Origin of the sequence: Psychrobacter sp. C 20.9 (assembly GCF_001921765.1) — a bacterium.
Taxonomy (GTDB): Bacteria; Pseudomonadota; Gammaproteobacteria; order Pseudomonadales; family Moraxellaceae; genus Psychrobacter; species Psychrobacter piscatorii_B.
Genome location: NZ_MRYC01000007.1, coordinates 71,889 through 92,478, shown reverse-complemented (window position 1 = coordinate 92,478; position 20,590 = coordinate 71,889). Strand labels below are relative to the sequence as shown.

The following is a 20,590-nucleotide window of genomic DNA, read 5'->3' as shown; positions in this document are numbered from 1 at the left end:
TATTTAACTCAGATAACAACTAGCAATTTATTCTTAAGGAGTGGCAATGGCGATTAAAGACTGGCATGAGGATGACAGACCACGCGAAAAATTATTGAAATTCGGTGCCGCTCATTTGTCTGATGCGGAGATACTGGCCATATTTTTGCGGACGGGTACGCAGTCACAGTCAGCGATTGAGCTCGCACGTCATTTGATCGATCAGTTTGGCAGCCTAGCTGAGCTGCTTGCCGCACCGCAAAAAACCGTTCTTGCTTGTCATGGGATCGGTCCCGCCAAGTACGCTCAGATATTGGCATCGCTTGAGATGGGCACACGTTATCTGGATAGTAAGCTAAAAACGGGGCAAGCACTTGGGCGCTCGCAAATGGTCAAAGATTATATCAGCACCCAGTTACGCGGTGAGCATCGTGAAGTATTTGCTGTCCTCTGTCTGGACAATGCGTTGAACCTGTTAAACTTTGAAATACTGTTCACAGGCGGCATCTCATCGTGTTCCGTCTGTATCAAGCATGTACTCCGGCACGCACTAAGCCACGCGGCTAGCCAGCTCATTATTGCGCATAACCATCCTCATACCGATGCCAAGCCCTCAGCTGCTGACAATCTATTGACCTATGAGCTAAAAAAAGCCTGTGACTTATTAGATCTCTCACTGGTTGATCACATCATCGTTGGACGTAACGATACTTTATCTTATGCCGAAAGCAATCTGATACCTTTTGGCACCGACTAACACGAGCGGCTGGGCGACTTATCAATTTTGATAGTTGCTCACCCCTTAAGGATCGCAGCGTTTTAACGATAATCTTTGATACATATTATCGACACAGCGTAGCACTTTGGCTATTGATAGTCATCAACATCTGTTTCATATTAGTAGCTTGTTCTATGGCAGCTGACGCAGTACGCTTTTGTTTTAGCCGTATACAGTACAAGAGTCTGCTAGCAGCACCAAGGTTATTTATGCTGCCAACTATTATATGGATAGAACTGTTTGTTATAAAACACAACAATAATCATAACGGTTCATATCTTTTTATTTTCTTATATTTCACACTTTTTATTTAGTATCCCACAGGAGATAGTCATGGCAATTGGCTTGTTTATTTTGGCAGTCATCATTCAATTAGCTGTGGTCTTGGCCATCTTTTTGCTGTCCTTATCACGAGTCACGGGCAGTATTGTTGCCTTGATCACCGTCATTGTTACTGCCATTATTAGTCCATGGTCGCTCCTCTTAGGGGTGCCCATCGCGCTGCTTTGCTTGGTTTTACTCATCACTCCACTGCGCCAATCACTCATTACCAAACCTGTCTATAAGGCTTTGGGTGGTGCAATGCCGAGTATGAGTGATACGGAGCGTGAAGCACTGGATGCTGGTACCAGTTGGTGGGAAAAAGAGCTGTTTATGGGAGCGCCAAATTGGGAGGCTTTTGCCAATTACCCTTATCCAAAGCTCTCAGAGGAAGAGCAAAGCTTCATTGATAACGAAGTAGAAACGCTATGCGCTATGCTCGATGAATGGCAAATCCAGCACAAAGATAAAGAGCTGTCACCTGAAGCGTGGCAATTTATCAAAAGTAATGGCTTTTTGGGGTTAATTATTCCAAAAGAGTTTGGTGGTCTAGAATTTAGCTCTTACGCGCAAAGCCGCGTGATGAGTAAAATCGCGTCGCGCTCACCGACTGCGGCAGTGACCTGTATGGTACCCAATTCGCTCGGTCCTGGTGAGCTACTAATGCACTATGGCACGGACGAGCAAAAACAGCGCTGGCTACCGGGTCTCGCCAAAGGTGATGAAGTACCTTGCTTCGGTTTGACTGGACCTGAGGCAGGCTCTGATGCAGGCGCGATTCCTGACACAGGCGTGGTCTGTTATGGCACGCATGAGGGCGAGCAAGTACTTGGTCTGCGTATGAACTTCTCCAAACGCTGGATTACGTTAGCCCCTATCGCTACTGTCGTGGGTTTGGCTTTTAAGATGCATGATCCCGAAGGGCTGCTTGGTGATCCGGACAAAACCGACTACGGTATCACCTGTGCACTGATCCCCGCCAATCATGAAGGCGTGGTCACGGGCCCACGTCATAACCCAATCGGCTCGCCATTTATGAATGGTACGGTCGATGGCAAAGATGTTTTTATCCCCTTAGATTACATCATTGGCGGTGTCGAAAACGCTGGTCGCGGCTGGCGTATGCTGATGGAGTGCTTGGGCGTGGGTCGTGGTATCTCCTTGCCTGCTCTATCGACCTCAGCCAGTGAAATGACCTATCTGTCTGTCGGTGCATTTGCAAAAGTTCGCGAACAGTTCAAAATATCAGTCGGTAAATTTGAAGGTGTACAGGACGCCACCAGTCGCATGGCAAGTAATACTTATATGTTAGAAGCGTTCCGTCATTTGGTAACTTGCGGGTTAAACCAAGGCGGTACGCCATCAGTCATGACTGCAATGGCAAAATATTATGCGACCGAGACCATGCGTAGTGTGGTCAATGATGGTATGGATGTCGTTGGTGGTCGTGCCGTACAGATGGGCCCACGTAACTTCTTAGCGATACCTTATCAAGCGATTCCTGTATCTATCACTGTTGAGGGTGCCAATATTTTGACCCGCTCGCTGATGATTTTTGGTCAAGGCGCGATGCGTTGTCATCCTTATCTATTCGATGAGCTGCAACTGCTACAGAGTGAAGATAAAAAAGCAGCGACTGAAAAATTCGACACGCTTTTCTTCAAACATTTAGGCTATACCTTCAACCGCGGGGCAAAAGCGTTTATCGCAGGTTACGTCGGTGGTAGTGATAATGCGCCACGTTTTGCTGATGCCTTTACTCGTCCTTATTACAAGCATATCAACCGCCTAAGCGCAAGCTTTGCCCTAACTGCGGATATGGCGTTAGGACTGTTAGCAGGGGATCTAAAACGTAAAGAGATGCTGTCTGGTCGCTTAGCGGATATTCATAGCCACTTATTTATCGCGACGGCTATTTTGCAATTTTATGAGCATGGTAGTAAATCAGAAGCTGAGCGTTTACATGCTGAAGTGGCGCTACAAAACAGCCTATACACGATTCAAGAGGCCTTTGTATCTTTCTTTGCCAACTTCCCTAATCGTATGGCAGCCAATGTGGTGAGCTTTGTGACTTTCCCAAGTGGACGTATCTTTACGCCAGCAAGCGATGAGCTAAAACGTCAGCTGGGTGATACCTTTATGGATGATTTTGCTGCCAATCCATTCCGCGATTATCTCAAAACCATGGTTTATTACAATACCGACCCAGATGATGTGACAGGCCGTATGGAGCATGCTTATCAGACCTTGGTTGAGATCGAACCACTGTGGCAGAAGTTTAAAAAGGCAGAACATCAGGACAGCTTTGAAGGCCTGACCTTCGAAGACCACGTGGTACATGCGAGCCAAAACGGCGGTATTACTGAAGAAGAGGCAGAAGTGCTGATTCAATACAATGCCATGCGCTTTGATTCATTATTGACCGATGTATTTGACAAGCACCTATCAGACGCTCAAGAGCGTGATAATCCGCATACGCTCGAAAACGCTGTCAATCAACTAACAAATTATGCAGCGCTAAAAAAAGAAGCAAAAGACAAAAGTAGCGTATCGACTGACGGTGAGATGCCAGCCACGCATGCGTTAAACGATACGACAAATACAGAACCACAGACTGGTGATGCCAATCCCAATCACGGCTATGAGAGCGATGGTGATGTAGAAATGGTCAGTGAGCAAGATACTGTAAAAGAAATCAAGTCACAGGCAAATTTTGAGAAATCAAATCCTGAAGCCGAAGCGCTTGATCATCGCTACCGTGATGCAGAGTCACACCTCAATGAGCGTATGAGTAACAACCACAGTCGCCACATTGCTCCACCTGATGAGGTCGACGAAAGCGCAAGTGACAAACATCTCCAAACCTTAGATGATCAGACGCATCTGCCGCGCGAACGTGAAGAAGATGACAAGGTATAACTAAAAGGTCAATTCAAACGCGTAAACTCATGAGTGTCGTGATTATTCATGACGATAAATATAAAACTTCAAAAGCCAGACTGTTCACACATGACAGTCTGGTTTTTTTGGGGTTGCCAAAATGCAAACGTATTTTATGACATCAAAGTGATAACACTGGTTTAATATCAATAGTTTGATATATCCATTTACCCTAAAAACTCTTTCATGAATATATTGTTTCATATCAGAAACAAACCGTTTACAATAAATCATCACTATTTTATGGGCACATAGTTGTGACAGAGATTGTTCTCTTGGAATAAAATGATAAAAAAATCTTGCAGTGCCCTTAACTATTCTTTTATATTGTCCTCGAAAATGTGACATCAAGCGAAAATCACAAGAACTTAATAGTCATAACACGCATTATAGTTAGATTGGCAAACACGGTCACATAGATTTGGGTGACGCTGACTATAGCGCTGTTATGCACACAAAGGATATGGATATGTGGAAAAATATGGGACTGACAGGCAAGATTATCGTTGCCATGGTGCTCGGTATCATACTGGGTCTATTTTTAAACTACTCAGGATTGAATGGCGAAGGCAGCTTCGTTAATACTTACATCACAAATGGTGTCTTTGCTATTATCGGCAAGCTATTTGTTAACTCGCTAAAAATGTTGGTCGTACCTTTAGTACTTATCTCACTGATTTGCGGTGTGTGTGGCATTGGTGATATCCGTCTGCTAGGACGTATTGGTACCAAAACATTTATGATCTATATGATGACAACCGCGCTTGCTATTGCAACGGCGATTGGATTGGGTGTGCTATTTGGTATCGGTAAAGGCATGAATATCGAATCTGAAGCCACGTTTGAAGCCGCATCAGCGCCGCCACTGCTTGATGTGTTCTCAAACATTATCCCATCAAATCCCATCAGTGCGATGGCAAATGGCGACATGCTATCGATTATTTTCTTTGCCATTCTAATCGGTATCAGTATTTTGATGGTGGGTAAACCTGCCAAAGGCTTGGTTCAAAGTCTAGAGCTTATCAATGAAGTCATCCTAAAGATGGTAACCATCATTATGAACCTAGCCCCTTATGGTGTATTTGCACTGTTAGCCAAAGCAATGTCTGAGCTAGGCTTTGAGTTAATTTTGTCACTGCTAAGCTATATGGCAGTATTGGTTGGTTCTTTGGCCTTCCATTTCTTCGTTACTATGATGATTGTACTAAAAGTCTCTTCAGGTCTATCTATCAAGACCTTTTTGGCAAAAATGCGCGAAGTACAAATCTTTGCATTTAGTACATCAAGCTCAAACGCGACCATTCCGATTACCTTGCGTACCGTTACCAAACGTATGGGTGTAAACAACTCAGTTGCTTCGTTTACCGTTCCTTTTGGTGCCACCATCAACATGGATGGTACAGCCATCATGCAAGGGACAGCGACCATCTTTATTGCCAATATTTATGGTATTGATTTGGGCGTGACCGAATATCTAACCGTTATCTTGATGTCAGTACTGGCCTCTGTCGGTACGGCTGGTGTCCCTGGTGTCGGCTTGATCATGCTGTCTATGGTATTTGCTCAGGTCGGTCTGCCTATCGAAGGTATCGGTCTGATCTTGGGTGTGGATCGTATCCTAGATATGCTACGTACTGCGGTCAACGTTGGTGGTGATGCGGCAGTGACTGCTATCGTAGCAAAATCAGAAGGTAAAATGGATCTGGCGCTATACAACGATCCTAACGCTGGTGCTAAAGACGTGTTTGACGGTCATATCGATGAAGACAACGAGCGTGAGTTCTCTAAAGTCATGAATGATGGCATCATGGGTAGTGAGTACGATGACGTTGATCGTCGCCACTAATCATCTTTGCTAGATAGACACTCACAAAATAAAAAACCCAGCCTAAGCTGAACCGACCCCCATGAGTTGGACACAACTCATGGGGGTCAGTTCAGTGGCTGAGGTTTTTTTGTGGTAGATCACGTGTGTGGTTACTCTCATTAGCCAAACACATATTTGGTCAACATTGCCAAACACACCAGCACAATCATCGGACGAATCAGCTTACTACCGCCTTTGACGACCATATGTGAACCAAAATAGGCACCGATGGTTTGTCCCACCATCATTGCCAATCCCACTTTCCACAACACATTGCCACCCAAGATAAAGAATATCAATGAGCCAATATTGGTCGATAGGTTCAACACTTTTGCGGTGCCTGTCGCTTCAATAATCTGACGACCACGCAATGCCACATTACCCAGCGCAAAAAACATCCCTGTGCCGGGTCCAATATACCCATCATAAAAACCAATCAAAGGTGCCACCCCTTTTTGCCATTTACCCTCTGATATGCGGGGAGCCGCCTCTACCTCACCAAGCCTAGGAGCAAATAAGGTATAAATACCGATAGCGGCAATCAAAAAAGGAATCAGTTTTTCGAGCAAATCAGGTGGTGACATCTGCACCGCAATGGTACCCAAAACTGAACCGATAAACGCGGCAATAATAGCCACTTTAATACGCTGCGGTTTGACGACGCCCTTTTTTATCATGGTAATGGATGCGGCCAATGCGCCAGAAGCAGCTTGTAGCTTATTGGTGCCAAGCGTGAGCACTGGCGGGATATTGGCCAGTAGCATGGCAGGTATGGTCAATAGTCCGCCACCACCAGCAATCGCATCAATAAATCCTGCCAATGCTGCGACAGCCGCAAGCATCAAAATAATCTCTAGTGAGAAGGTTAAGTCCATAATACTGACCTACAAAATATGGTGATAAGAGAAAAGGAAGCCTCAGATACTAGGCTAAAAACTTACTAATGACACTACTATCGTTGGTAATAGCTATTGTTGATAATAGTAGTGATGAGACGATAAATTCCCTGAAAACTTCTTAAGACATGAAATAACGTCATAATGCGTCGATCATTATAGATATAAAACCGCAAAAAAAGCCAAAAACGTCACAAAGTCTGCTAGATTTAGCCAATAGTGTTCCAAATCTCTCATATAACGGACAGTTTGTTAAAAAGATTTAACGACTTACAACTATTTTGCTCATCGCAGCGCCTTTATAATGTCACTATCATTGAGACGATATAATGGGCTAATGGCGTTATTTCAGCGTATTTTATTGTCTATATTAATAAGAGTGTGAGAAACTGTTTTTGTCTGCTTGCTATATCGTCATGAATAGTAGCGTGGATATTTGAGATTATTTAGTAAATTGTACTTAGGAGATGAGGATAATATGGCAATACGAAGGATTAAGGCATTTTTTGAATTTGAGGCAGCAGGTGGTATCGTCTTAGCATTGGCTGCCGTTGCTGCAATGATCATTGCCAACTCCCCTCTTAATGTTTGGTACGAAGGTTTTATTCACGCACCAGTTGCCATTCAAATTGGTGAGTTTGCCATTGCCAAAGATGCTCACCACTGGATCAATGATGGTCTAATGGCCGTTTTCTTTTTCTTGGTCGGGCTTGAGCTCAAGCGTGAAGTATTGATTGGTGAGTTGTCTAACGTCAAGCAGATTATCCTACCAGCTGGTGCAGCACTGGGCGGTATGATCATGCCTGCAATTGTTTATCTACTCTTTAACTACAATGAGCCTGAGTTTTGGAAAGGTTGGGCCATTCCTGCGGCAACAGATATTGCTTTTGCGCTTGGTATTTTGAGCCTTCTTGGCAACCGTGTACCCAACTCTCTAAAAGTCTTTTTGGTCTCTATTGCTATTTTTGATGATATCGGTGCGATTTTGATTATCGCTCTGTTTTATACCAGTGAGTTGTCACTAGAGTCGTTAGCTTTGGCTGGCCTATGTCTGCCATTCTTGTACCTTCTTAATCGTCGTAACGTCACTAGCATCACGCCTTATCTACTTATTGGTATTATCATGTGGATTGCAGTGCTCAAATCGGGTATCCATGCAACATTGGCCGGTGTGGTCTTAGCACTATTTATTCCTATGTTTGACCGCACTGATCCTGAGCACTCTCCGCTTGAAGAGCTAGAGCATGACCTACATAACACCGTCGCCTTTGGTATTTTGCCAATATTCGCTTTTGCCAACTCAGGTATCTCACTCGAAGGCGCAGGTCTTGCTGAATTATTCCATTCAGTACCACTAGGTATTGCCGCAGGTCTGTTTATCGGTAAGCAGTTGGGCGTCATGATTATGTGCTGGTTAATCTTTAAGCTTGGTATCTCAACCATGCCAAAAGGTATGAACTATAAGCAAATCTACGGCGCAGCGCTATTGTGCGGTGTTGGTTTTACCATGAGTTTATTCATCGGTGGCTTGGCGTTCGCTGGCGACACCACTATGTTTGATGAGCGCTTGGGTATCATCATGGGTTCTATCGTTTCTGGTATCGCAGGTTACATCATGCTCAAAGTGAGCTTGAAAGATAATGTCAGCGGCACATCAGTCGATTTGACTCGCTCTCATTAATAGCAAAACGAGCGACTTATGAGCCTATTAGCTTATAAGTCGCTTTTTATTATCTGCAAAACCTTTTAATGAAAAATAGGTATTTAGCCAAGGTTGATTATTGTTAATGAACCGTCAGCAATCATTGTAATGTGGGCAGACGAGAACATCCAATACATCATGCCTGCCCTATCGTTAGTGCGAAAGACGCGCGTGCAAGACTGCTGTTGTTATCTGATGAAATACGTGACCTAAAATCTCGTATCAGTACGATACAAAGACAACGAGAGTCATTGAATCCATCAATTAACGCTTATAAGTGAGGGTTATGGATCGCTCTTACGATACGAATGTTGTTTTATAGCTGACTTATAAAGGTGCTTGATCATATGGATAAGAAAATCAGCAATACTGCAAATATCTCAATCAATAAGACGCAGCATCCATCAACAGCGTTGTATTTGCGTCATGGGCGTACGACTGCTATCGATGACCATAGTGATTTGCAAGTGTTAAAGCGGATTAAGCGATATCTACTGCCAAAAGACTTTGCTATCTCGCCTACGCTACTAGAGGAGATAGTCGCCGGCTACGATATTGGCGATCCACTCACAGATGATTTGGCCGCTAACAATATCCGCTTTGCAAAGCCCCTACAACAGATTATCAGCGGCGGCGATGGTCTAGACCTAAATAGCGATCTCGCAACCAATGCCTCATTTAATGCACTAAACGAGCAATTTAGCAGTCATCCTGATTGGTTCGATCCCAAACTCGCTCAAATCGGTGCGGTCGCCTATCGACGCTATCCACTGATGCTGATTTGGCTACTGCGTAATGTCGCGCTGATGGCAGGTTATAGCATCCCAGCCCTATCACTACCACTCATTCAGACGGGCGCGTTGATGCACGATGCGCTACCACGGCTCATGCGTACCTATGCCTATATCTTGGCGGTGTCTGAGCATCCACAATCACATATGAGCATGCGCAATCACTCTCAACCTATCGATCAAGTATTGGCGATTGGCTCTGAGGGCTGGCGACAATCCATCAAAGTACGTCAGATTCATACATTGGTACGGCAAAACTTGCTCAAAGGTAAGGGCAATGCGGCAGCTGGCGTGATACCAAACGCCGAGCAACATCACAATCCTGATGGTAGCTGGAATACCGATTATTGGGGCGTGCCGATTAACCAAACCGATATGATTGCCACCCATTTACAGTTCTCGTTGTTAATTATGCGTGGCCTACGCCTGCTCGGCGCCCGTATTAGCCCTGAGGAAGCGGAAGGTATTTTGCACTTATGGAATCTTGCCAGCTACTGGATGGGCGTTGATTTAGAGCGTCTGCCAAAAGATGAAGCGGCTAGCTGGGAATGGCTGTATACCTACTTATCAATACAGCAGCTAGACTTTAAGACGGGGCAGCCACTGGCAAAAGCCTTGCATGATCTACCGCGTCAGTTGATGGGCGAAGACAATCGACGTGGACGCTTTGTGGAGATGGTCAATGCCAGTGTGACACGCACCTTAGTCGGTGATGACATTGGTGACGGCTTAGCTTTACCAAAATCAAAGATACGCTTTGGCGTATTGTCTTCAGTGCCGATACTTTTTGCGCTTGATACTGCGCGGCAGCACAATGTAACGGTTGCCCAAAAATTAGAAGCATTTCGTGCCAAGCGCCAAGACAATATGAATTGGTGGCTTAAAAAGAACGATGATTATTATAAGTAGATGATATCTATCAGCGTTTGTTTTCTACGCGGTAATACCATTCTAGCTGACGATCAAACCCAGTTTCTAGCAAATTGGCAATGACGCGCCCTGTCAGTCCCCACACCGTCTCACCATCCACTTGCCAACTCGGCGTCAGTATGGTCGCGGTCTGTTCTTGCATTTTATATTCTACCGCATACTCCACCGTTGGCTGGTTGACTAACGACTCTAAATCCGCCCAAAAGATACGCGATATCTCTCCCACTTCAGGAACTAATACCAGACCTGGGGCGATGAGCGCGACAATTGGACGTACACTCATACCGCTTTTGGACGTTTGGATCGGTAGTTGTCCCAGTAATTGCACTTTATTAGGTGGCAGCGCCGTCTCTTCACAAGCTTCACGTAATGCGGTCACGACGTTGTTGCCATCACCTATCTCATGTTTGCCGCCTGCACAGGAGACCTCTCCCGCATGGCTGTTCATATGAGCGGCTCGGCGCGTCAATAATATTTTTGGTTTACGTTCATGAGTGATCGCGACCAATATCGATGCATCAGCAATGGGTGTCTGATATAAGCTGTCCAAAATACGCGTACTTTGTGAGGTGTTGCCACTCTCGTACATCGCTGGACTCGTGAGCGCATTCAATGTCTCGTGTTGTACTCGCTCGGCCAGTTTTCTAAGTGTGGGATGACGAATAAAGCTTGGGACAGCGACGCTAAACTTATTAAAAAAATCAATATTTTCGGGTACGGTCATTATCAAATCCTATGAGTGGTCATTTTCATATTACTCATGAAAATACCGGTGCCAGCATAACAGTATAACCTGTCGCTAGTATGGCAGCCTTTTTTATTAATCAGATTATCGCTTTTGTAGATGTATCTCATATTTACGCTATTTCCGACAAAGTGCGATTTATTGATGCATCAGCTGACTGCTATACATATATGTGGTCACTATGATAAATATAAAACGGCTTACCGCTTGTGTATAAGCTTTGTTATATAGACTGAGCCTCTATCCAAGTGAGCCTTTCAACTAAATGTCTATTTTTTTGCCGCGTCTTTACACCTTTCTAAATCACTCAATATCTCATACTGTCTGTTTCAGACGGTGATCGCTTTATTAATTAAGATTTTTTCAATATCCTTTTTGCTTGGTACTTATCAATGATAATAAGTATCATAACTGCATCTTTAAATTACCAAACATTAACTGAGTAATATTTCAAAAAATGCATTTGGGTATTATGATGGCTGCTAGTAAGACTATGCTGATATCATGGATTCTCCTGACTCCTCTGACCTGCTATCTGTCTGTTGGGCAGATAGCAGTAGTCATCGCCGCTGGTTGCTTGCTGAAGGACAGCGTTTGCTCGAACATTATGCCAAAGCGCGCGTGCCATCAGGGTTTGCTACTTTGGGTCACGATGGGAGCATGGTAGATGACACAGCAAAGAGCATCATCACTGCGAGGATGGTGCATTGCTATGCGCTAGCGGCACTAATGGGCATACCAGGGGCGGCAACACTTGCTGACCATGGTATAAACGCGTTACTTGATGGCCCATTACGAGACTCGGTACATGGCGGTTGGTTCAGTGACGCTTCCTCAACTCATGAAAACCCATCACGCAAAAACGCCTATTTGCATGCATTTGTCGCGCTTGCTGGCGCGTCTGCTAGCATTGCTGGTCGCCCGCGCGGTTCAGAGCTCATGCAAGCTGCGATAAATGTTATCGATGAGCATTTCTGGCTAAAAGATGAACAATCGATGCTACCTTCCTTTGCGGCTGACTGGTCTGATCCTGAAGATTATCGCGGCGCCAATTGCAACATGCATACGACCGAAGCCTGCTTAGCACTGGCAGATGCCACGGGTGAAACGCGCTGGCTAGACCGCGCACTACACTTAGCCAAGCGTTTCGGCCATGATATGCCTAGTACTTACGATGGTCGCCTACCTGAACATTTTGATAGTGAGTGGAATCTGTTGCCCGACTACGATGCGAATGAACCTTCTGATGACCTGCGTCCTTGGGGACTCACACCTGGTCACTTTGCAGAATGGGCAGGACTGCTGCTCAAGGTTGAGTCTGCTTGTATCGCGCATGATTATGACATACCTGATTGGCTGCTACCTGATGCCGTTGCATTATTTGATAGCGCTATCGATCGCGGCTGGGCACCTGACGGTCAGTCCGGCATGGTCTATACCATTGGCTGGGATGATGAGATTTCAATACCAAACCGTCCTTACTGGGTACAGGCTGAGATGGCTAATACCGCACTGATGCTATCGCGCCGTACGGATGACCCGCGCTTTGAGCATTACTACCGCTTAGCTTGGGATTATATTGCCAGTACTTTGATTGATCTTGAGCACGGCGGCTGGCGTCATGAGGTAGATGCAGATGGCAATTTAAGTACGGTCGTATATCCGACGCGCGAAGATCTTTATCATGACTTTCAAGCCACTGTAACGCCATTAATTCCTATTTCTGCGTCGGTAGCTGGTGGACTACGCACACAGATGCTCGAAACAAAAACCCAATTCCTATGTAGGATATACTCGATAATATAAGAACGCTTTGATGGCAATTAAAATGCGCTGTCAGAGCGTTTTCGTTGTAATCATAAAAATTAAATAAAATAACTTTTTCGTTAAAAGTAAAAGGATATCCTCAAAAGTATTTGTCACTATCGCTGCTGTATACAAAAGCAAACATCAGAACGGCAAAAAAACTTTTAAGATAAGTGGACACACAATATTCATTAATAAAGGTAGTTGGTATGAGCTATTGTCTCCAATGCGGTCATAAAGCAGAACGAAAAATCCCACCTACAGATAATATGCCGCGCTTGGTGTGCCCCAATTGTCACTATATCCACTACGAAAACCCAAAGGTTATCTGTGGTTCGCTAGTCGTACACGAAGACAGAGTACTACTGTGCCGCCGAGCGATTGAGCCGCAATATGGACTATGGACGATACCTGCAGGTTTTATGGAAAACGGCGAAACCATGGCTGAAGGCGCCGCACGCGAGAGCTACGAAGAAGCTGATGCCATCGTACTGAATCCGCATCTGTACTGCATTTATGACCTACCAGATATTGGGCAGATCTATTCTATCTATCTCGCCGATCTAAAAGATGGTGCGTACGGTATTGGCTCAGAAAGCCTTGATTGTGCGCTATTTAGTGAAGAAGATATTCCATGGGATACGCTCGCCTTTGAGGCCATTCGCCTTACCTTAAAAAACTATTTTTCTGATCGTAAGCAGTATAACGAGTTGTCAGAATTCCCGATCCATCAAGACAAAATCGGCAAAGATTTGAGTATCAAACGGTACTAAGCAAATACTACATACAAAAAAGCCAAGCATCATGCTTGGCTTTTTATATTTAACTTTTAATAAAGAACAAACCTAATTGTCTTAGCTCTTAATTCTACATACTTCAAAACCAAGACCTTTCACCGTCTCTTCTTTATCATAAGGTGCTAACACGGCACGTACATGGTTTTGACCTTGCAGATATTGCTTGGCAACACGCTGCAAATCATCAATAGTCACGGCGAGGATAGCGGCACGCATTTTACGTTGCCAGTCAGCACCGCGATGATGCAAGTTGGCAAAGCACGCTTTGATTGCTTCTCCTGCAGGCGAGCCCGGTTTATCCATACCGGATATAATACCCAAAATGGCTTCTTCTAATTGCTCATCGGTTTGTGGCTCGTTTAAGATCCACTCGATACTGGCCTCAAAATGCTCAAAGGTTTCAGCGCACTGCGGATCGCGGTAACTAAAGAATTTAAACGCACATGCATTGGCGTCATAGCCTGCACCGCCGCCATAGGCACCGCCGCGCTCACGAATGGCACTGTGCAAATAGCCATTACGTAGGTAAGGCGCTAATACCATGAGTGCCGCAGTATCAGGATGGTCAGCCGCTGGTACCGTATAAGCGCTGGCATTATGGTAAACGTTGGTCGGTACTAACCACGCTAAATCTGCAACATCAAGAGCAGTCCCATGCTCGCTCGCTTTGACTGCGTCTTTTTCACCATTTAGAGCAGTGTCTAAATGCAGATTTGCAAACTCACTTGGAATGTTAGCTTCAGTGTTGATTACATTCTCAGCAGCTTGTAGTGCTTGGCTATCTTTCCAACTATCGACGATTAAGCCACTCAAGCGTTCCGTTTGCTCGGCTTCACAAATGATGACGGCATGCTTAGGTAAGCTGATCAAACGTTGATGCAAATCCATCAAACTGGTCGCTAATTGATCCCACTGCGCATCATCAGTACTGGCATGACCCAAGAACGCTTTTAGTGCGTTTAGTGCTGGTAAACCACTACGCACATATTCTAGCTGCGCTTGACGACTCATACCGCGACTGGCGGTTTGCATTGCATATGAGTGACCAGAACCTGCCAAATTAGATTGCCAGCTGGCTTGACGCTGCTGCAAGATTTCTTTGATGCGATCATGCTCAGTAAAGATGCTGTGTTCCATCACTTCTTTGAGCAAATCAATCGCTTCAGGTTTGCGGTTGAGCGCGCGCGTTGCCACGACAAAGTAGCTGCTAATCGATTGACTATCATCCACGTGGGTACGCTGGCTGATACGCGCGGTCACACCCGAAGAATGCGCGGCTTGCTTGGCCTGCATTTCATGGGCGCTGAGCGAGTCTGTGCCCAGCTCAGACAGCAAGCTCAGATAGATAGGCAACAATGGATGATTGATCACCTCGTTCACAGGCAAACTGCTGGTGTCCTGATTGCCAATGGCTTCAGTGAGCGGTACGATCACCTGATAGTAATAGATACCATTGGTGCCCGCTTCATATTCAAATAGCGTACTATCTTGCCCGCTCAGACGCACCTGCTTTTGGGTGCCTTCTTTAAAGCTAATATCGGTTGGTACGTCTTCTAGACCTACCTTTGGCAATAAGCTCAAATCATCAGGCGCGGCTTGGCGTGCGGCCAGATCTAATGCTTGCTTGTGCAAGATATCTTTATCATCAGCGCTCAAGTCCATCGCGATGGTATCTAAACGCACTTGCTCTGCTGCAGCAAGGCGCGCTGATTTTTCGCTGTCTGGCGTCATGGTCACGCGTACACGGTGCTGATTGTCCAGCAAATGCGTTTTGATTAAGTTCGGTAGCCACTGCGGATCGACCACTTGCTCGCGCAACCACTGTAGATGCTCATCCACTTCCCACACATCGATAGGGTTACCATCATGAATGGCAGTACTAAAGCCCTCTAACATCAGGTTTAGACCATAAGGAATGCTATCACCGCCGATGTGACGCTGATCAATTTCAATCTGATGCAGAATAGTTTCGATCGTTTCGTCATCAACTGGTGAGTTTGCCACTTCAGTCAGCAAGTCAATAATGCCCTGCTCGACCGCTTCGGCATGCTCTGGGTTAGAGCCGCGCAGTCCCGTATAAAAGACCATTTCATAATGGCTGTCATCCAGCCCTAATAGCGGACTTGGCGCTTTGCCCAGTGGATGGCTGTCCAAATAAGCACGTAGTGGCGAGCCTGAATGCTCAATCAGTACGCCTTCGAGCAAACGTAATGCCAAACGCTGCTTAGGATCAGTGATCGACGGCAACAACCAAGCGACCACGTGATGGGTCTGATCTGGACCGGCTTCATCAGCAGTGTACGTGTCAACTGCACTAATAGGTGCAGACAAACGCTGCTCTGGACGCGATACGTGTTTTTTACCTGCTTCGAATTGAATCAAAGCATCTTCGTGTATTTTCGCTTGCGTCTCAGCAACAGGAATATTACCAAAACTCATGATGACACTATTCGATGGGTGATAGTGACTCTCATGAAAAGCTGTCAGCTCAGTATGCGTTAAGTCAGGAATCTGAGCAGGATCGCCACCTGAATTGTAGTGATAGGTCGTCGTTGGGAATAGATGATGCGCAACCGTATGATAAAGCTGATCAATCTCACCACTCATCGCGCCCTTCATTTCGTTAAAGACGATACCTTTAAACTGTGGCTTATCATTTTCGTCCAGCTCTACGCGGATGCCTTCTTGCGCAAAATCAAGCGGGTGGATATTGGGAAAAAACGACGCATCAAGGTACACAGCAAGCAAATTAAAATAGTCATTTTTGTTTTGCGTGGCATACGGATACGCCGTCCAATCGGCTGCGGTCATCGCATTCATAAACGTGTTTAATGAGCGTTTTATCATTGAAAAGAACGGGTCACGTACTGGGAATTTCTTAGAGCCACACAATGCGACGTGCTCCAAAATATGCGCCTCGCCTTTTGAGTCCATCGGCTGAGTACGAAAACCCACCAAAAACGCATTTTCATCGCTTGGGTGCGCTAAATGATAGTGCATCGCGCCTGTCTTCACATGCTGACTGATCAGCACATCCATCGATAGCGCCTCAATATGGCGATGCTCAATCAGCTCAAATGCTGGATGCAACGTGAGATCAGCAGTAAATGGGGTATCAGTCATAGTTATCCTTATCGCTTACAATGCGTATCGTGTGCCCTGACTATCAGGGTAAATAGAGTGGTAAAAATTATTGAACTATCAGTCGTAAAAATGGCTATTAAAACATTTTGACTTACAATTTCTGAAAAAACTGAATGCTAAAACCCAATACTGGCTTTTGAACTCAATTATGCAGGTATTTATAGTGACTATATTGGCTAAAAAAGAATTGGCTTAGCGCTATTAGTGGGGTTTGGTCGTTGATAAGTCAAGTCAGCAATCAGGCAATACTCTATAGCGTAGTCAACATTAGCGTAGTCAACATTGATATCTTGATGACCAAACACAATTCCAACAAAAGCCATATTCAAATGATGGTCATATCGCTTAACAGAGACCGTTTGCACTGCTACCATGAAGTTCACTACCAATAGGAGCACCTCATGAGCTACCAACACGTTTTACTGGTTACTGACTTATTATCCGATGCAGACAATGTTGCTCTAAAAACCAAACGTATACTCGCAGGCTCTCCTAAGGCCAGACTGTCTGTCCTGCATATTGTGGAAGACGATATGGTGCGCTTTGGGTATGAATTAGTACCTTCCTCTAGCCTATCAGGCGATGTCCATAATGAAAAATGGCAAAAAGCGCGAGCTAAGCTGGCGCAGTTTCTGGAGCGCAACGAGCTAGAAGCAGTCAACTCTGAGGTGACAGCTGCCATTTCTAACAGTAAAGGCATTGTTGACTACTGTCATGAAAAAAAGGTCGACTTACTCATTATTGGGCGTCATGAACGTCACGGTATCGCGGCTTGGTTAGTCGGTGCAACAGCCGATAGTATCTTGCCAAACGTCCCTTGCGACAGCCTAGTCGTCAAGCTTGATGAACCAGTATCAGAATAAGGGGTCTGGCTCAACATTCGAGTTAATCTGTATTCGAGTTAATCTGTTATTTGTTAGCGCTGCACTCGGGTGTTGTTCTATATCAAAGTCTATGTCACAAAGATAGACAAGCATTACTTAACAGCGCTCTATAGTAGTGCTATAGTAAATACTATCTGACATGAGGAAGACGTTATGAGTTACGAACATATTTTACTGGTCACCGACTTACTCTCTGATGCGGATATCGTCGCGCAAAAGGCCAAGCGCATCGTTGAAAACCGTCCCGGTTCTAAGTTGTCTGTACTACATATTGTCAAAGATACCATGGTGGGCTTCGGCTACGAGCTGGTACCCGCCTCTAGCCTATACGATGAGATTGATGACGAACGCTGCCAAGAAGCACGGGCAAAACTGGCGCAATTCCTTGAACGCAACCAGCTCAATGCGGCAACGTCAGAAGTCACTACCGCTATCTCTAGCAGTGAAGGTATTGTCAGCTACTGTCATAAACACGACGTCGATCTGTTGGTAATTGGTCGCCATAAGCGCACGGGCATTGCCGCATGGATCAGTGGCGCGACAGCAGATAATATCTTGCCTAACGTGCCTTGCGACAGCTTTGTAGTAAGGCTTGATAAACCGGTTTCGACGTAGTAATTTGCTTTGGCTATATGGAATTATCAGTTAACAAAAAGCGCCCTATCATGATTGATACGGCGCTTTTTTATTCCTCATGTTTTGACATTACCTCAGTTAATCTTGTTGGAGAATATCTATAAACGTCTGCCAAATGGGGCTTTGATGACGGGCTTTGTGCCAGACCAGCCACCATGTCCGCGATAGATCGATTCCTGCAACGCTTACTTGCACCAGCTTATCTGTTGCAAGCTCTGACTCAATCACGTGCTGTGATAGGCAGCCAAGACCAATGTCTGCACTCACCATATGTTTGATGGCTTCTGATTGGTGTATGGCCTTTACCACTTCTGCATTGGGTAGATACTTTAGCAACTGCTCATCGATAATCTGCCGTGTGCCCGACCCTGCCTCACGTACGAGTAGCGGCAACTGTGCTAGCTGATTAATAGTCAGCTGATAGCAGCCCTTATCTTGGCTATAGGTAGCGACGTTCTTTAACCATTTACTATCACGTTTGGCAAATATCATCAGCGTATCCGTTCGCCATTCCCGCTGCTCAATGGCTTTCATGTCTATCGGACGCGGCATCCCTTCTACTAAAGCAATATCGATATTGAGCTGCTCAACCTCACTCACCACCTCCTGAGTATTGGCAATATACATATCGACATTGGCATCTGGTAGCGCCTCATATAACTTACCAAGCAATGATGGCAGCACGTAATTGCCAATCGTGGTACTCGCCCCGATATGTATCTGCCCCGCCTGATATTGGTGATAATGTTCAAGCGTGAGCGATTGCCCCAAGATAGCCTGTGCCTGTATATAAATAGGATGGGCATTGGGATGCTGATTAAGCCTGCGACTGACGCGCTCAAACAATGGCATCTGTAATCTAGACTCAAGCTCTGTCAGCGCACTGCTGACCGCCGACTGTGATAAATGCATCTCTTCACTGGCACGGCTGGTGCTACCTGTCTGGTAAATACTGACAAAAACAGCGAGCTGCTTAAGTGTAATCTTTGGCAATGTCTGTACAGATTTTTTCATGTTATTGATGATGCCTTATGTCATTTTTTAGCCTGTCTTATTCGCTATACATATCTTTTTTTGCTACTCATGCGCGGTATACCTATTTCTACCGTAAACACTAACCTAAAATATCGATAGTTTATATCTTATTAATCTGTTTTTATTATAAATATAGTCAGCTTATACTGTCTACTCATAAGCTTATGCTTATTTTAATATCAGTAATAGGATATGCCTCTTATGCATACACTAGCCAAATCAGTCAGTCGCTCAGTGAGTAACTACATTCCAAGCCAACGCCACTTGGCTGGTTTGGCTGTGGTACTGATCGGTGGTTTGTTTTGCTTATGGTTAAACACGAGTTTGAATATGTGGTCAAACGGGCGTATCGTTGGCTTATCGTCTTTAACGCTCGCGATCTTGTTGGGTATGATATTGGGTAATACCATTTATCCCAAGTTCACTGAGCGTCTAAACGGCGGTGTTTGCTTTGCTAAAGGTCAGATTTTACGCCTCGCGATTATGTTTTATGGATTTAAGCTGACTATGACGCAAGTTGCGAGCGTTGGTATGCCAGCGATTATGACCGATGCACTCGTATTGACGTCGACCTTTCTACTGACCTATTGGCTAGGTACTAGATGGTTAAAAGTCGATAAAGAAACGGTGATTTTGATTGGCTCGGGCGCAAGTATTTGCGGTGCTGCTGCCGTTATCGCCGCAGAGCCAGTGGTCAACGCGCAAGCCCATAAAGTCACCATTGCTGTGGCAACGGTCGTGGTATTTGGTACTATTGCGATGCTGCTCTACCCTTTTTTATATCAGCTTGGTTGGTTACGGCCTTGGCTCAGTGCCGAGCAGTATGGCATGTACACGGGCTCAACCGTACATGAGGTGGCGCAAGTCGTGGTCGCAGGCAATGCAATCAATACTGAGATTGGCGATACCGCTGTCGTGACTAAGATGATACGCGTTATGATGCTCGCGCCTTTTTTGCTCGTATTATCATTTGCGCTAACCAAAGATCGCCCCGTAGATAATGCCGCTATAGACGATGAGGACAGTAAAAACGAGGCAGCGTCATTTATGAGCCGCGTAAAGCAAGTCAAAGTGCCATGGTTTGCGTTTATTTTTATCGGTATCGTCTTATTACATACTTGGGTGCCAATGTCTGCAAGCATTGAGCGTAGTATGGTGAGACTAGATGACATATTGCTGACGATGGCGATGTTTGCGCTAGGTTTGACTACTCATCTAAGCGCGATTAAGCAAGCGGGCGCTAAACCTTTGATTTTAGGAGCGGTGATGTTTGGCTGGTTAATACTGGGCGGTGGTCTGATCAATATCGGTATTAGCTTTATATAATAAGTCAATTGCT

General features: G+C 45.2%; 14 protein-coding genes. 10 read left to right on the top strand and 4 right to left on the bottom strand.

The features are described from left to right. The first annotated feature begins 46 nt into the window (after positions 1 to 46). The 3 genes from radC (at position 47) to BTW00_RS06410 (ending at position 5,864) form a co-directional block, all read left to right on the top strand. Complete coding sequence (gene radC, locus BTW00_RS06420; protein ID WP_075106730.1) at positions 47 to 736, top strand: DNA repair protein RadC; 690 nt, start codon at positions 47 to 49, stop codon at positions 734 to 736. 354 nt (positions 737 to 1,090) lie between these two features. Continuing rightward, the gene (locus BTW00_RS06415) at positions 1,091 to 3,997 is read left to right on the top strand and encodes an acyl-CoA dehydrogenase (RefSeq protein WP_083603590.1); all 2,907 of its coding nucleotides are present in this window, start codon (positions 1,091 to 1,093) and stop codon (positions 3,995 to 3,997) included. 490 nt (positions 3,998 to 4,487) lie between these two features. After that, positions 4,488 to 5,864 (top strand): dicarboxylate/amino acid:cation symporter, encoded by a 1,377-nt coding sequence (locus tag BTW00_RS06410; protein ID WP_075106729.1) that lies wholly within the window; start codon positions 4,488 to 4,490, stop codon positions 5,862 to 5,864. Positions 5,865 to 6,004: 140 nt separating this feature from the next. Here BTW00_RS06410 and BTW00_RS06405 read toward each other — a convergent pair whose 3' ends face one another. Next, complete coding sequence (locus tag BTW00_RS06405) at positions 6,005 to 6,760, bottom strand: TSUP family transporter (protein WP_058025453.1); 756 nt, start codon at positions 6,758 to 6,760, stop codon at positions 6,005 to 6,007. 499 nt (positions 6,761 to 7,259) lie between these two features. Here BTW00_RS06405 and nhaA point away from each other — a divergent pair, with 499 nt between their 5' ends. After that, positions 7,260 to 8,462, top strand: coding sequence for a Na+/H+ antiporter NhaA (nhaA, locus tag BTW00_RS06400; RefSeq protein ID WP_058025452.1), 1,203 nt, complete (start codon positions 7,260 to 7,262; stop codon positions 8,460 to 8,462). A gap of 368 nt (positions 8,463 to 8,830) precedes the next feature. Beyond that, a complete protein-coding gene (locus BTW00_RS06395; RefSeq protein ID WP_075106728.1) occupies positions 8,831 to 10,183 on the top strand; it encodes an oxygenase MpaB family protein in 1,353 nt (450 codons plus the stop codon). A 10-nt stretch (positions 10,184 to 10,193) separates the two neighbouring features. On the opposite strand, the gene BTW00_RS06390 is transcribed toward BTW00_RS06395, so the two are convergent. Beyond that, positions 10,194 to 10,928, bottom strand: coding sequence for a CoA pyrophosphatase (locus BTW00_RS06390; RefSeq protein ID WP_075106727.1), 735 nt, complete (start codon positions 10,926 to 10,928; stop codon positions 10,194 to 10,196). 525 nt (positions 10,929 to 11,453) lie between these two features. Here BTW00_RS06390 and BTW00_RS06385 point away from each other — a divergent pair. Together BTW00_RS06385 and BTW00_RS06380 are read left to right on the top strand one after the other, a co-directional pair. Next, positions 11,454 to 12,755, top strand: a complete 1,302-nt coding sequence (locus tag BTW00_RS06385; RefSeq protein WP_075106726.1) for an AGE family epimerase/isomerase — start codon at positions 11,454 to 11,456, stop codon at positions 12,753 to 12,755. Positions 12,756 to 12,964: 209 nt separating this feature from the next. Then, entirely contained in the window at positions 12,965 to 13,528 is a 564-nt protein-coding gene (locus BTW00_RS06380; protein WP_058025448.1) for an NUDIX hydrolase, read from the top strand. Positions 13,529 to 13,609: 81 nt separating this feature from the next. Here the strand turns inward: BTW00_RS06380 and BTW00_RS06375 are convergent, their stop codons facing one another. Further along, positions 13,610 to 16,675, bottom strand: a complete 3,066-nt coding sequence (locus BTW00_RS06375) for an insulinase family protein (RefSeq protein WP_075106725.1) — start codon at positions 16,673 to 16,675, stop codon at positions 13,610 to 13,612. A 422-nt stretch (positions 16,676 to 17,097) separates the two neighbouring features. On the opposite strand from BTW00_RS06375, the gene BTW00_RS06365 reads away from it, so the two are divergent. Both BTW00_RS06365 and BTW00_RS06360 read left to right on the top strand, forming a co-directional pair. Continuing rightward, on the top strand, positions 17,098 to 17,559 hold the full coding sequence (locus BTW00_RS06365; RefSeq protein ID WP_075106723.1) for a universal stress protein: 462 nt from the start codon (positions 17,098 to 17,100) through the stop codon (positions 17,557 to 17,559). A gap of 174 nt (positions 17,560 to 17,733) precedes the next feature. Further along, positions 17,734 to 18,195: a universal stress protein gene (locus BTW00_RS06360; protein ID WP_058025444.1), complete on the top strand. Its 462-nt coding sequence runs from the start codon at positions 17,734 to 17,736 to the stop codon at positions 18,193 to 18,195. A 99-nt stretch (positions 18,196 to 18,294) separates the two neighbouring features. Here BTW00_RS06360 and BTW00_RS06355 read toward each other — a convergent pair whose 3' ends face one another. After that, positions 18,295 to 19,230 carry a LysR substrate-binding domain-containing protein gene (locus BTW00_RS06355; protein WP_075106722.1) on the bottom strand — a complete coding sequence of 312 codons (936 nt, stop codon included), beginning with the start codon at positions 19,228 to 19,230 and terminating at the stop codon, positions 18,295 to 18,297. A gap of 222 nt (positions 19,231 to 19,452) precedes the next feature. Between BTW00_RS06355 and BTW00_RS06350 the strand changes: the two genes are divergently transcribed. Then, positions 19,453 to 20,577, top strand: coding sequence for a YeiH family protein (locus BTW00_RS06350; protein ID WP_075106721.1), 1,125 nt, complete (start codon positions 19,453 to 19,455; stop codon positions 20,575 to 20,577). Positions 20,578 to 20,590: the final 13 nt, after the last annotated feature.

Bases quoted from the DNA above. Each gene is read 5' to 3' on its own strand.
- radC (WP_075106730.1), top strand. From the start codon at position 47: ATGGCGATTAAAGACTGGCATGAGGATGACAGACCACGCGAAAAATTA.
- BTW00_RS06415 (WP_083603590.1), top strand. From the start codon at position 1,091: ATGGCAATTGGCTTGTTTATTTTGGCAGTCATCATTCAATTAGCTGTG.
- BTW00_RS06410 (WP_075106729.1), top strand. From the start codon at position 4,488: ATGTGGAAAAATATGGGACTGACAGGCAAGATTATCGTTGCCATGGTG.
- BTW00_RS06405 (WP_058025453.1), bottom strand. From the start codon at position 6,760: ATGGACTTAACCTTCTCACTAGAGATTATTTTGATGCTTGCGGCTGTC.
- nhaA (WP_058025452.1), top strand. From the start codon at position 7,260: ATGGCAATACGAAGGATTAAGGCATTTTTTGAATTTGAGGCAGCAGGT.
- BTW00_RS06395 (WP_075106728.1), top strand. From the start codon at position 8,831: ATGGATAAGAAAATCAGCAATACTGCAAATATCTCAATCAATAAGACG.
- BTW00_RS06390 (WP_075106727.1), bottom strand. From the start codon at position 10,928: ATGACCGTACCCGAAAATATTGATTTTTTTAATAAGTTTAGCGTCGCT.
- BTW00_RS06385 (WP_075106726.1), top strand. From the start codon at position 11,454: ATGGATTCTCCTGACTCCTCTGACCTGCTATCTGTCTGTTGGGCAGAT.
- BTW00_RS06380 (WP_058025448.1), top strand. From the start codon at position 12,965: ATGAGCTATTGTCTCCAATGCGGTCATAAAGCAGAACGAAAAATCCCA.
- BTW00_RS06375 (WP_075106725.1), bottom strand. From the start codon at position 16,675: ATGACTGATACCCCATTTACTGCTGATCTCACGTTGCATCCAGCATTT.
- BTW00_RS06365 (WP_075106723.1), top strand. From the start codon at position 17,098: ATGAGCTACCAACACGTTTTACTGGTTACTGACTTATTATCCGATGCA.
- BTW00_RS06360 (WP_058025444.1), top strand. From the start codon at position 17,734: ATGAGTTACGAACATATTTTACTGGTCACCGACTTACTCTCTGATGCG.
- BTW00_RS06355 (WP_075106722.1), bottom strand. From the start codon at position 19,230: ATGAAAAAATCTGTACAGACATTGCCAAAGATTACACTTAAGCAGCTC.
- BTW00_RS06350 (WP_075106721.1), top strand. From the start codon at position 19,453: ATGCATACACTAGCCAAATCAGTCAGTCGCTCAGTGAGTAACTACATT.